This window comes from Amphritea sp. (assembly GCF_048266285.1).
In the GTDB taxonomy this organism is placed as follows: Bacteria; Pseudomonadota; Gammaproteobacteria; order Pseudomonadales; family Balneatricaceae; genus Amphritea.
This window is the reverse complement of sequence record NZ_JBLWZV010000038.1, coordinates 1-12,383: the sequence shown is the minus strand read 5'-3', so window position 1 is coordinate 12,383 and position 12,383 is coordinate 1. Positions and strand designations below refer to the sequence as shown.

Below are 12,383 nucleotides of genomic sequence, written 5' to 3'. Positions count from 1 at the left end.
ATGATAATAGGGTGTGTCTTGAAGAGATACGAGTTCCTGTCGAGGTCGAGTCATCGGTAAAGTCCTTTTAACGATGTATAAATCAATGCTGATTTTGAGCTTAGGATTGGAATATCGAGTTGTCAATTTTATAGAATTTTACAGCGCCTGTCCCTGTTAGGGAGTCTTTGGGTATTTTAAGCAGTGCCTGTCCTTGTTTGAGAGGTAACCAATAGGGTTATTGGTTACCTTGTGGGTTTTAGTTGCGGCCGGCGAGTACGCCGCCATCGACGTCCCATATCGCGCCGGTTACCCAGCTGGTGTCATCACTTAACAGCAGGCTAGCTACTTTCGCGACATCTTCCGGTTGACCGATGCGGCCTATGGGGTGAAAACCATTAAAGGTGGCAAGTGTCTCGTCCATGACCGTGGGGTCTATAAATGATTCAAAAATAGTTGATTTGACCAATGCGGGAGCGATCGCATTAACGCGAATATGGTGGTCGGCTAGCTCCATGGACATATGCTGTGTGAGGGCGTGTAAGCCGGCTTTAGCCATCGAATAAGCGGAAGAGGGGGTTGCTTTGATGGCCTGTTTTGCCCACATCGAGCCAATATTGACGATCGAGCCGCCGCTATGCGCGACCATGTTTTTGGCTACCGCTTGTGAAATGAAGAATAGGGCACGGTTGAGCTCATGATAGATATCGTAGTCGCTGTTGTTATGATCCATAAAGGGGGTGGGTTTAAAGTAGCCCGCCGCATTGAGTAAATATTTGATATGCAGATGATGATCGTTGGCAAACTCAATGATGCCCTGGATATCATCCGGTTGGTATAGGTCTGCTTGTATTGTACTAATATCACCTAACGCAGAAAGCTCGTCATAGGCTTTATTTAGCTTTGCTTGGTTGCGACCAACAATAACTGTCTTTATATTACGCTGCAATAATAGCTTAGCGGTTGCTAGCCCCATGCCGCTCGATCCACCGATAATAAGCGCAATAGGTTGGTGTGTTGTGTTCATCTGATAATCCTCATTGGTAGCTGTAATGTGGTATGAAGATTACGAGTAATGGCTGTTTTCAAATAGTAGGTACAATTCGGTAAGGTAGGCACTAATGGGTACATCTTTATGATTAATAAAGAAAAAATATATTTGAGAAATTCAGCCCCTGAGCGAAGTGCGCGGATGGTCGAGGCTGTTTTTCGCTGTAAATGGTCGTTGACGGTATATCAGTTGTTGGCTGACGACATTAATCGGCCGGGGGAAATGGTACGCAGTGTGGAGGGGTTAACCACTAAAGTGCTGAATGAGTGTCTGCGTAAAAATGTAGAGTTTGGCATTATTAAGCGCATTGAGTACAACGAGGTTCCGCCGAAAGTGGAGTATGTTGCTACACCTTTTGGTAAAAAATTTATCCGTATTCTCGATGAGCTTAAAGAACTGCAAAATGAGATGAGTGTTTAATCTCAGGTGCAATTGAAGTTGAAACTTATCTCGCCCTAATTTCTATCTGCTTCGATGTATTTATAACGGGCTATCCGCCACTGTCGGAACCGGACAACAGGAATATTTATGCCACATTGTATTATCGAGCACTCATCATCATTGAAAGGGGAGGAGTTGTTGTCACCGGTTTTTCAGGGGGTCTTGGGTTCAGCGCTGTTTACCGCCGATGGCAGTGATATCAAGGTGAGAGCGCTGCCCTACAGTGTTTATCAAACTGGCAACACTGGCGCCGATTTTGTGCATGTCACCGTGAGAATTCTTGCCGGCCGTACGGAGGTGGAAAAACAGAAGCTATCGGCAGCTGTTTTAGCGGCTATCGATTCACTAAAACTGGCCAATTGCTCGGTAACTATTGAGATAGTCGATATTGATCGACAGAGTTATTCAAAGTCAGTCAGCTGAAGTGGCGAAAGGCGTTAAAGCGGACTTTAACGAGCTAGTGCTTTGAAATTATTCAATACGATTCTTAGGGCGCTGTTATCTATGTAGGGGCCTTCGGGTGAGCGACTAAGCTGCACCCTTAAGTCTTATCTAATGGTCAACACTAACCTTAAATACTCGCCGTTGGGTCTAGCTCTTTGAGGTGGGCAAGAAACAAGGTGAAAATGTCAGATTGGGTTGAGGTGTTCAGCCGGGTATGTATATTTTTACGGTGTACTTTCACGGTGCCTAGGCTGATGCAGAGTAGATTGGCGATTGCTTTGGATGAGTGGCCTTGCAGTATTAGGCCGGCAATCTGTTGCTCACGAGGCGTTAAAACTCCGCTACCAAAGGTGCTGATCGCTTGATTCATAGCCCCCTCTGATTTCTCATATTGAACAAATTCCTGTGATTGTGATAACCAAAACTGCCGTATGATCGATTTTATCACTGGATAGATATCGTTCAGGCGAGTTAACTCTGCCCGTGTGATAGTACCGCGGCTGGTTCTGCGTCCGAGTGAGATAGCACAGCTAACTTTGGGCGCGAGTTCGATCACCATATTGATCTCATCAATTAGATCAAATTCTTTATAACAGCTCTGATAATATTTAGTGGTTTCAAAGCTGTCCGGTGCGATGTCGATCAGTCGACTGACGCCTTCACCGAGATTACCGCTCTGGATAGCATTAAATAGCGGGTCGAGAATATAGGCGCGGTTGAGGTAATTGTGCAGGGTTAGGCTTTGTTCTGCGGGATTGGTGGGGTGGATAATGATCGGTTTGAGAGACTTCTTAAAAGTGACGACTAACATGGTGTCGAAATGACACTGGCTGGCGAGAAAGTTCTCCAGCATACCGCTAAAACTGGGCAGGCGTGTTGTATCGATAAGCGCAGCAAGATCCTTTTGCCAGTTGTCTGCAGCGCTATGCTGCGCACGGTTGCTTTGCATGGCATGCCTCATGGTCTGATTGCATCGGGTAAAAAGATCTGACGACAAAGCATATATTGTTTCATTAATATAGCGACCTATACCGGTTATATGAGTCGCGTTGCCATCAGATAAAGGAAGTTGAGTTGCCCATGCTGTTGGATGGGGTCCCGGTACACGACACTGAGGCCGCTTACCGGGCGTTTTATCTACTTAACTAACGGATTTTAGTGTGAGATCGAAGCACAGACGGACTTTTTCGCACAGTTCGTCGACTTCAGCATGGCTGATAACCAGTGGTGGTGAGAGTACCATCCGGCTGCCCACGGCGCGCATAATCAAGCCGTTGTTGAAGCAGTGATCACGGCAGATCATGCCGATATCGAGATCACCGTTATAAAGCTCTTTGGTGGCTTTGTCTTTCACCAACGCGATACCTACCACTAAGCCGATCCCTTCGATATGCCCAACCAGCGGATGCTCACCAATGGCTTCACGTAGCTTCTGCTGGAAGTAAGGACCGATATCCTTGGCAACATAATTGATGATGTTGTCTTTTTTCATCAGTTGGATATTCGCAATCGCCACCGCTGCAGCAACAGGGTGACCGGAGTAGGTGAAACCGTGGTTAAAGTCATCATCGTGTTCGATAAAGGCGTTAGCAATTCGATCACCAACAGCAACAGCGGCAATCGGTAGGTATCCGGATGACAGGCCTTTAGCCATCGACATAATATCGGGCATGAAACCGAGGGTTTCACAGCCAAACCAACTACCGGTGCGGCCAAAACCACAGATCACTTCATCCGCGACCAACAGAATATCGTACTTAGTACAGATCTTCTGAATTTCTGTCCAGTAATTCGCTGGTGGTACGATGACACCGCCAGCGCCTTGGATTGGTTCACCCACAAAGGCCGCAACATTATCAGGGCCGACTTCGAGAATCTTCTCTTCGAGTGCTTGGGCACAAACGATGCCGAACTCTTCTTCGGTCATATCACCGGCTTCACCGTACCAATAGGGCTGACGAATCCGGGATATATTTGGCACTAATGGGCCGCCTTGATTGTGCATGCCGCCCATACCACCGAGGCTGGTGCCGCCGATGGTGCTGCCGTGGTAGGCATTCTCACGGGCAATGATGATGTTGCGGTAAGGTTTTCCTTGGATGGACCAGTATTGGCGTACCATCCGCATTATGGTATCGATCGCTTCAGAGCCTGAATTGGCAAAGAAGATGTGATTCAGGTCACCGGGGGTCACGCTGGCGATCTCTTTTGCTAGTTGGGCGACCGGGGCGTGGGTGGTCTGGAAGAAGGTGTTGTAGTAGGGCAGTTGTTTCATCTGCTCGTTGGCCGCTTCAATCAGTTCGGTGCGACCATAGCCCATATTCACGCACCATAGCCCTGCCATGCCGTCGAGAATCTTATTGCCTTCGCTATCCCACAGGTAAACCCCGTCTGCATGGGTGATTACTCGTGCGCCTTTTTTATTCAGAGCGCCGGTGTTGGTAAATGGGTGCATGTGATGGCTAGCATCGAGGGCCTGTACATCTGCAGTGATGGATGAATTACTATTATTGTCGAGCATCGATTCTCTCCCTACCAATCACCGGTTTATGTGAAGGCTGCCGGTGAATAAAAACGTTTATATGGTTTGGAATATAATACGCCAAGCCAATTTTGTGATCACTATTTTGTGATCACAAAAATATAAAGTCAACTAAAAAACATTGATAAGCTCAAATTTAGTACAGAGAGGTCGCTTATTCGTGCCGCTAATGGAGCGTTAAGGTGCGCTCAATGCCCTGAGTTTTCAATGAGTGCGTGTAACATTTCAGGCGTGCCCGCAAAGGCGATCCCTTCGCGAATATCTGCAGAAATAGCGATCTGCAGAGCGTAAGCGTCCTTTTTTTCTATGGCTGCCATCGCTTCATTGTGTCGATCAACTAGATAGTGTTCATCCAGTTCGTTGTTAGCCAAGCGCATAAATGGGCCCAGTTGCAGCCAGAGACTTTCTATCAATGGCAGGGTGACTTGATGAGGGTTAGCGGTGTAGAGTGCGCGGTGAAAATTCTGATTGAGCAGGCTAATCTGTTCTAGGTTGTCCTCTTCTTGGGCTTGGTCAATCAGGTTGTCGAGTGAACGGAGCTGTTCGAGCCGCTCGCTGTCGATATAAGGTAGCGCGCGGGCTGCCGCATGCGACTCAATGGCGATCCGCGCTTCACACAGTTCATTGAATTTCATGGCGGTCATTTTTGGCACCATGACCCGTCGGTTGCCCTGAATTTCTAAGGCGTTTTCGGCGGCTAGTTGTCGCAGGGCCTCACGGACAGGCATTGGACTGACCTCCATAATGCCGGCTAGTTCGCGGATGGTCAGCGCTCGGCCAGGGAGGATCTCACCGTACATGACGGCATTGCGCAATGTCTGGTATACCCACTGAGTGATAGTTACAGCGTCGTTGCGCTCGGTTAAGGTGATCTTAATCGGAGATTTCTTGTCCATAATCAAAGTGGGTTCTGGCCTTATTTCTGTTGGGAACCTCGAAACAGGTTCTCTTGTTGTAATGCGATCACTAAATAGGTTACATGACTTATTTAGTCGATGTCGATATTGACCGATACAAAAAAATGTGATCACATTGAGTTATTGTTTGTGATCACAAAAGTAAGTACGTAACACTAACAAGATTGCAACGGTGTGTTGTGACTCTGTTCAGAGCATCGGCCCATGGCGTTTTAGTGGGGCTATTGATGCTTTCGCTGGGGCAGAGATAAAAGATTTCGAGTGAGAATCTTAAAATGTTAAATAAAGAAAAAGATAAAGAGTTTGATCTATTTATAGCCGACCTTAACGGTAACTTGCGCGGTAAGCGGTTGCCAGCGAATGCTGCGACTAAGGTGTTCGAGGAAGGCGTGAAGTTGCCCCGTTCTGTTTTAGGCTTTGATTTCTGGGGTGATGACGTTCTCGATAACGGTCTGGTATTTGAAACCGGTGATATGGATGGTATCTGTATGCCAGTAGGCGACGCCGCTATTCCAGTGCCTTGGGCTGAGGAACCGCGTGATCAGATTCTCGCCACGATGTTTAACCCCGATGGCACTCCGTTTGGCTGTGATCCTCGTCAGGTGTTGGCGGGTGTCGTTAAACGCTTTAAAGCGATGGGCTTGACGCCGGTGATGGCCACCGAACTGGAATTTTATCTGATGGATGGTCAGTCTGAAGAGACTCAACGTCCGCAGCCACCGATTTTGTCTGAAGGGCATGGTCGTCGTTTGAGTGAAACCGACTGTTACTCCATTGATGAGATGGATGGTCTGTCAGCCTTTTTTGCCGAAGTACGTGAAGTCTGTGAGATTCAGGGTGTACCGGCGGATACGATTATTTCTGAACTCGGCCCTGGTCAGTTCGAGATCAACCTGCTGCATGTTAATGATCCGCTGTTAGCCGGCGATCAGGCGATTATGTTTAAGCGTTTGATTAAGGGTATCTCTCGTAAACATGGTTATTCGTCTACCTTTATGGCTAAGCCTTATACCGATAAGAGTGGTAATGGCTTCCATGTGCATTTCAGCTTGCTGGATGAAGCGGGTAACAACATCTTTGATAACGGCGGTGAAGAGGGTACCGATATTCTGAAAAATGCGGTTGCGGGCCTGATGCATACGATGTCCGACAGCATGCTGATCTTTGCACCTCATCTGAACTCTTATCGTCGTTTCATGGCGGGTGCACATGCGCCCACCTTTGCGAGTTGGGGATACGAAAACCGTACGGTTGCCATTCGTGTACCTGAAAGCCCTTGCCAGGCGCGTCGTATTGAACACCGTGTATCCGGCGCTGATGCGAACCCTTATCTTGTGTTAGCCGCCGTGTTGGCGGGTGCTCTGTACGGTATCGAGAATAAGTTGATGCCACCGGCACCGATAGAAGGGGATGCTTATGTCGAGGGCGATCAAGAGCTAGTGCTACCGAATAAGTGGGATGTTGCAACGGAGTTGTTTGCTCACAGTAACGTGCTTGAATCCTATCTAGGTGAAGAGTTTATTCGGGTGTTCTCCGCAGCGAAGCGGCAGGAACAGCGAAAAATTAATGAACAGATCTCCGATATTGAATATGAATCATATCTTGGCTTGTTGTAACTAATTGATATTTAAAAGGTAGTTTTTGATACCCAATGAGGGGTATATAGCTAACACGGAGGTTGACGTACATTTTGACTAGTTGCGGAAGATACTGCGACAGTTTGAGAAGCTTGAGTGCTGCTTCCTTGATCAGAGGGGCAGCCATGACAATAACAACAATAAAGTGTGGCTCTGATGAGCGTCGCAATGCGGCATCTAAAGAGTTAATGCTTAGATTATGTAACAGTTAACACTGTGAAATCTAAAGCACCAGAAATGGAGTGACAAAATGAACCCTAAAAAACTTGGTCTTGCGGCTGCGTTGGCAATAACGGTATCGACTACGGCACTTGCTGAAGAGCAGGTAGTGAATTTTTATAACTGGTCCGATTACATTAGCCCAGAGATTTTGGAAAACTTTTCTAAAGAGACCGGCATCAAAGTTAATTATGATGTTTATGATTCCAATGAGGCACTTGAAGCTAAGTTGATGTCTGGTGGTGCGGGCTACGATGTTGTTGTACCCACCGGTTCATTTCTAGAGCGGCAGGTACAGGCGGGTATTTACGCTGAGATTGATCACGCCAAACTGAGCAATTATGGCAACCTTGATGCGGTAATGATCGAGAAAATTGCCCGTCATGACCCAGACAATAAGCACAACGTTCCTTATGCGTGGGGTACTATTGGTTTAGGTTATAACGTTGATATGATTAAGGCGCGACTTGGCGATATGCCGGTTGATTCGCTGGACTTGATCTTTAAGCCTGAGCTGGCTGCTAAGTTGCAAGATTGTGGTATCACGGTACTGGATTCGCCGGCAGAAGTAGTCTCCATTGCACTCAACTATTTAGGTTTAGATCCAAACTCCGAAAGTAAAGCGGATCTAGCCAAAGCCAAGACATTGCTCAGTTCTGTGCGCGATAGCTATCGTAAGTTCTCCTCTTCCTCTTATATCTCTGATCTTGCCAACGGTGATGTTTGTGTTTCTCTCGGTTATAACGGTGATGTATTGCAGGCTCAGGGGCGTGCAGAAGAAGCCGGGCAGGGTATAAAAATTGATTATGCCATTCCTAAAGAGGGTACGATTGTTTGGTTTGATCTGTTAGCGATTCCTGTTGATGCGCCCCATAAAGAGGCTGCTTATCAACTGATCGATTACATTCTGCGTGGCGAAAATGCCGCTTCAATCTCTAACTATGCTTACTACGCGGTGGCTAATAAAGCGGCTGAACCGATGCTGCTAGAAGAGGTGTTGAATAACCCGGGTATCTATCCATCAGACGAGGTGAAGGCTAATCTGTTCACTCAAAATGCCCATGCGGCTAAGTTTGATCGGTTACTGACTCGTGCTTGGACGGGTATTAAAACCGGTCGCTAAGTTAGCCACTGGCGGAAGTCTACCTTCCGCTAGGGTGAGTTATTCAGTAAGCCTTCAACTTTAGGATGATCGAGTTATAAGTTGATTGAAATCAGCTGAAGGCTGCATCAATAATTCGCTGAGTTCACTTCAGGGCTCAGTCTTAGAATCAGCATGTAGGGTGTAGTATGAGTTTAACAACAATGATTGAGACGCCGAGTGATAACGGGTTGGTGACATCGCCGGAGATCGCTGAGTTGCCACTGTGGAAGCAACAAGGCGCAACGCCATTTTTACGAATTGAGAACATCACTAAAAAGTTTGGCGACTTTGCCGCGGTCGATAATATCTCACTGGACATCTATAAAAACGAACTGTTCTGTCTGCTGGGCGGATCGGGATCCGGTAAGAGTACCTTGCTGCGCATGTTAGCGGGATTTGAATCGCCTACTAGCGGTCGAATCATTATCGATGGCGTTGATATGTCGGGCATTCAGCCTTGGAAGCGTCCGGTCAATATGATGTTTCAGTCCTATGCGCTGTTTCCACATCTGTCGGTTGAAGAAAATGTTGCCTTCGGTTTGAAGCGGGAAGGGTTGGGCCGGTCGGAAGTTAAGCAGCGGGTGGCTAAGATGCTCGATATGGTTCAGTTGGATCATTTGGGCAAACGTAAACCTCATCAGCTGTCCGGTGGGCAGCGGCAACGGGTCGCGCTGGCGCGTTCACTGGTAAAGCGTCCTAAGCTATTGTTATTAGATGAGCCGCTAGGTGCGCTCGACAAGAAACTGCGGGAAGAAACCCAGTTCGAGCTGATCAATATTCAGGAAGAGTTAGGTGTGACCTTTGTCGTGGTAACCCATGATCAGGAAGAAGCGATGACTCTCGCGACTCGGATTGGGGTAATGAATCATGGTGTGATTGTCCAAACCGCCGAACCCCATGATGTTTATGAATATCCCAACAGTCGCTTTGTGGCTGAATTTGTCGGTTCTGTGAACCTATTTGAAGGCTTGGTGATCGAGGATCAGCCGGATTCGGTGCGGATTCAGTCGAAAGAAGCCGATGCTGTACTTTATGTTAGCCATGGTATTAGCTGCGCTCCCAACCAAAAAGTTCATGTAGCGGTACGACCTGAGAAAATGCGCATTAGCCGAGAGGCCCCGGATCAGCAAGAAAACTGTGTCTGTGGTGTGGTCGAAGAATATGCCTATATGGGCGGGTTGACGGTCTATCGTGTGCGTTTAGCCAGCGGTAAAGAGGTGCGAGTCACCCAGCCTAATATCTCTCGGGCCAGCAGTGAGCGATTGACCTGGAAAGATGAGGTCTATCTGTATTGGGATCTAGACAGCAGCGTGGTATTAACAGCATGAGTACACCAACCGGCTCTGCCTGGGTGGATGGCTCTGGTTCACGCCTGGCAAAATACAACGTCTTTAAACGAGTAAACTGGGGACGGGCTTCGGTGTTTTCCGTACCGACCCTCTGGTTAGCTATCTTCTTCTTTATCCCCTTTTTGGTGGTGTTTAAGATCTCTCTCTCAGAGACCGCCATTGCCGTACCGCCTTATACAGCGTTACTCGATTGGAATGCGGAAGACGCCTATATCAATCTCAAGCTGAACCTAGGTAATTACCTCTTTCTGTTTGAAGACTCGTTTTATATCGATGCTTACCTGAGTTCTATTAAGATCGCTGCGGTATCGACATTTTTTACACTGTTGATCGCTTTCCCTATCGCCTATCTGATGGCGCGTAGTAAGCCCTCAACCCGTGCATTATTGCTCTCGCTGGTAATTCTGCCTTTTTGGACCTCCTTTCTGTTACGGGTTTATGCCTGGATGGGGTTTCTGAAAAAGAACGGTCTGGTGAATGAGTTTTTGATGAGTACCGGCATCATTGATCAGCCGCTAATCATGTTACAAACCGACTTCGCGGTCTATATCGGTATCGTCTATACCTACTTGCCATTTATGGTGCTACCGCTCTATAGCGCCCTAGAAAAAATGGATATGACGCTATTGGAAGCGGCGGAAGATCTCGGTGCTCGGCCGGCGACAAGCTTCTTCTTAATCACTGTGCCGTTGGCGGTGCCCGGTATTATTGCCGGCTGTGTGCTGGTATTTATACCGGCGGTGGGTGAGTTCGTTATTCCGTCATTGTTGGGTGGTTCCGATACCCTCATGATTGGACGGGTATTATGGGATGAGTTCTTCCTCAATCGTGACTGGCCGATGGCCTCTGCGGTTGCCATTGTGATGCTGATCGTACTGGTGTTGCCGATCATGCTGATACGCAACAGTCAGGGTAAAGAGGAGACGGTGTAATGAAACGTAGATCATTGTTTTTAAATACCACTGCTACCATGGGATTTATTTTTCTGTATGCGCCGATGATTGCGTTGGTGGTGTACAGTTTTAATAAATCAAAGCTGGTGACGGTCTGGGGTGGTTGGTCGTTAAAGTGGTATGGCGAGCTGTTTCGAAATGATCAGATTATTGATGCGGCTTTGCTGAGCTTTAAAATAGCCTTTATCAGCGCCAGTGTGGCGGTGGTGTTGGGCACCATGGCCGGCTTTGTGCTGAGTCGTTTTGGTCGGTCGCGGGGTAAGATGTTGCTATCCGGCTGGATCAGCGCACCGCTGGTGATGCCGGAGGTAATTACCGGGCTATCATTGTTGCTATTGTTTGTGGCCATGGAAAGCGCCTTCGGTTGGCCGGCGGGTCGCGGGACGATGACCATTATCATTGCTCATGTGACCTTCTGTATGGCTTATGTGGCGGTAATCGTGCAGTCCCGTTTGTCGCAGATGGATGAAACCTTGGAAGAGGCGGCAATGGATCTGGGGGCTAAACCCTCATCACTGTTTTTCTTGGTGACTCTGCCGTTAATCATGCCGGCGGTGATCTCCGGTTGGTTGCTCTCTTTTACCTTGTCGTTAGATGATCTGGTTATTGCGAGTTTCGTTTCGGGACCGGGTAACAGTACTCTGCCGATGGTGATCTTCTCTAAAGTGCGCTTGGGGGTTTCGCCTGAGGTCAATGCACTGGCAACACTTATGATTCTGGTGGTTGCGATTGGTGTGATTGCGGCGATGTGGCAGATGCGACGTCAGGCCAAGTTGCTGGAAAAACAGGAATAAATGGGTTCTGGTTGGCGCTCTCCGGTTGGGGGCGCTAAGCGACACATTTGAGGCTCGAATGGTCGGTAGTAAAGGTGAGAAACAAGTGAAAAAGATAGGTATTTTGGCAACCGGTATTACACCTGATGAGTTGCTGGGTCAGTATGGCTCTTATGCCGATATGTTTAAGCAGTTGTTTGCGTTGATTGATGCCGATTTTGAGTATCAGGTGTTTGATGTCCGTGACGGTGTTTTTCCAGAAAATGCTCAGCAGTGCGATGGCTGGGTGATTACTGGCTCAAAATATAATGTCGATGAACAGCGTGATTGGATGACAGCGCTTAAAAAGCTGATTTTGGAAATTGATGCCTGTCATCTTCCATTGCTCGGTATCTGCTTTGGTCATCAAATTATTGCTGAAGCTTTTGGCGGTAAGGTTGAGGCTTATGAAGGTGGTTGGGGTGTTGGCCTGCATCGCTATCAATTAGTGGGTGAACCTGCTTTTGTGACCGATGGTGCTGATTCTTTTGCCATCAGTGCGATGCATCGTTATCAGGTGATCGAAAAGCCTGATAATGCCCGTGTTTTTGCTAAGTCTGAATTCTGCCTGTATGCGGGTTTAGTGTATGGCGATAATATTTTCACCGTGCAGGCGCATCCAGAATTTAATCTCAGCTATGAAACCGAGCTGGTGAAGCTGCGTAGAGGTGAGGTAATTCCTGACCCTGTGGCGGAGGTCGGTTTGGCGGAGCTTCAGGCTGAAGGTGCGGCAACTGATTCGCAGAAAGTGGCACGATGGATGGCGGGCTTTTTGCAACGTTAATAATGAATGATTGGCTAAAGCCGCTGTTATCAGCGGCTTAATGAGATGGTTCCCCTCGCTTTTAACCAGCTATGCTGGAAAGGTGACGAAACCAACAAGGAGAACCATCTC

Annotated in this window: 12 protein-coding genes; 8 read left to right on the top strand and 4 right to left on the bottom strand. The window is 47.8% G+C overall.

Going from position 1 to position 12,383, the window contains the following annotated elements:
* Window positions 1–238: 238 nt before the first annotated feature.
* Entirely contained in the window at window positions 239–1,006 is a 768-nt protein-coding gene (locus ACN0T0_RS19930; RefSeq protein WP_417228543.1) for an SDR family NAD(P)-dependent oxidoreductase, read from the bottom strand.
* A 108-nt stretch (window positions 1,007–1,114) separates the two neighbouring features.
* Between ACN0T0_RS19930 and ACN0T0_RS19925 the strand changes: the two genes are divergently transcribed.
* A complete protein-coding gene (locus ACN0T0_RS19925) occupies window positions 1,115–1,450 on the top strand; it encodes a winged helix-turn-helix transcriptional regulator (RefSeq protein WP_417228541.1) in 336 nt (111 codons plus the stop codon).
* A gap of 108 nt (window positions 1,451–1,558) precedes the next feature.
* Window positions 1,559–1,894 carry a 5-carboxymethyl-2-hydroxymuconate Delta-isomerase gene (locus tag ACN0T0_RS19920; protein WP_417228539.1) on the top strand — a complete coding sequence of 112 codons (336 nt, stop codon included), beginning with the start codon at window positions 1,559–1,561 and terminating at the stop codon, window positions 1,892–1,894.
* Between the two features lie 148 nt (window positions 1,895–2,042).
* Here ACN0T0_RS19920 and ACN0T0_RS19915 read toward each other — a convergent pair whose 3' ends face one another.
* The 3 genes from ACN0T0_RS19915 to ACN0T0_RS19905 all read right to left on the bottom strand — a co-directional run bounded on the left by ACN0T0_RS19915 (window position 2,043) and on the right by ACN0T0_RS19905 (window position 5,353).
* Window positions 2,043–2,864 (bottom strand): response regulator transcription factor, encoded by an 822-nt coding sequence (locus ACN0T0_RS19915; protein WP_417228537.1) that lies wholly within the window; start codon window positions 2,862–2,864, stop codon window positions 2,043–2,045.
* Between the two features lie 192 nt (window positions 2,865–3,056).
* On the bottom strand, window positions 3,057–4,436 hold the full coding sequence (locus ACN0T0_RS19910) for an aspartate aminotransferase family protein (RefSeq protein WP_417228535.1): 1,380 nt from the start codon (window positions 4,434–4,436) through the stop codon (window positions 3,057–3,059).
* A 209-nt stretch (window positions 4,437–4,645) separates the two neighbouring features.
* On the bottom strand, window positions 4,646–5,353 hold the full coding sequence (locus tag ACN0T0_RS19905) for a GntR family transcriptional regulator (protein ID WP_417228533.1): 708 nt from the start codon (window positions 5,351–5,353) through the stop codon (window positions 4,646–4,648).
* Between the two features lie 296 nt (window positions 5,354–5,649).
* Here ACN0T0_RS19905 and ACN0T0_RS19900 point away from each other — a divergent pair, with 296 nt between their 5' ends.
* The 6 genes from ACN0T0_RS19900 (at window position 5,650) to ACN0T0_RS19875 (ending at window position 12,272) form a co-directional block, all read left to right on the top strand.
* On the top strand, window positions 5,650–6,990 hold the full coding sequence (locus ACN0T0_RS19900) for a glutamine synthetase family protein (protein ID WP_417228531.1): 1,341 nt from the start codon (window positions 5,650–5,652) through the stop codon (window positions 6,988–6,990).
* 271 nt (window positions 6,991–7,261) lie between these two features.
* On the top strand, window positions 7,262–8,353 hold the full coding sequence (locus ACN0T0_RS19895) for a polyamine ABC transporter substrate-binding protein (protein WP_417228529.1): 1,092 nt from the start codon (window positions 7,262–7,264) through the stop codon (window positions 8,351–8,353).
* 182 nt (window positions 8,354–8,535) lie between these two features.
* Entirely contained in the window at window positions 8,536–9,702 is a 1,167-nt protein-coding gene (locus tag ACN0T0_RS19890; protein WP_417228545.1) for an ABC transporter ATP-binding protein, read from the top strand.
* On the top strand, window positions 9,699–10,655 hold the full coding sequence (locus tag ACN0T0_RS19885) for an ABC transporter permease subunit (protein WP_417228527.1): 957 nt from the start codon (window positions 9,699–9,701) through the stop codon (window positions 10,653–10,655). Before ACN0T0_RS19890 ends, ACN0T0_RS19885 begins: the two co-directional genes overlap by 4 nt.
* Window positions 10,655–11,470, top strand: coding sequence for an ABC transporter permease subunit (locus tag ACN0T0_RS19880; RefSeq protein ID WP_417228525.1), 816 nt, complete (start codon window positions 10,655–10,657; stop codon window positions 11,468–11,470). Before ACN0T0_RS19885 ends, ACN0T0_RS19880 begins: the two co-directional genes overlap by 1 nt.
* Window positions 11,471–11,555: 85 nt before the next feature.
* A complete protein-coding gene (locus ACN0T0_RS19875) occupies window positions 11,556–12,272 on the top strand; it encodes a glutamine amidotransferase-related protein (RefSeq protein ID WP_417228523.1) in 717 nt (238 codons plus the stop codon).
* Window positions 12,273–12,383 lie beyond the last annotated feature (111 nt).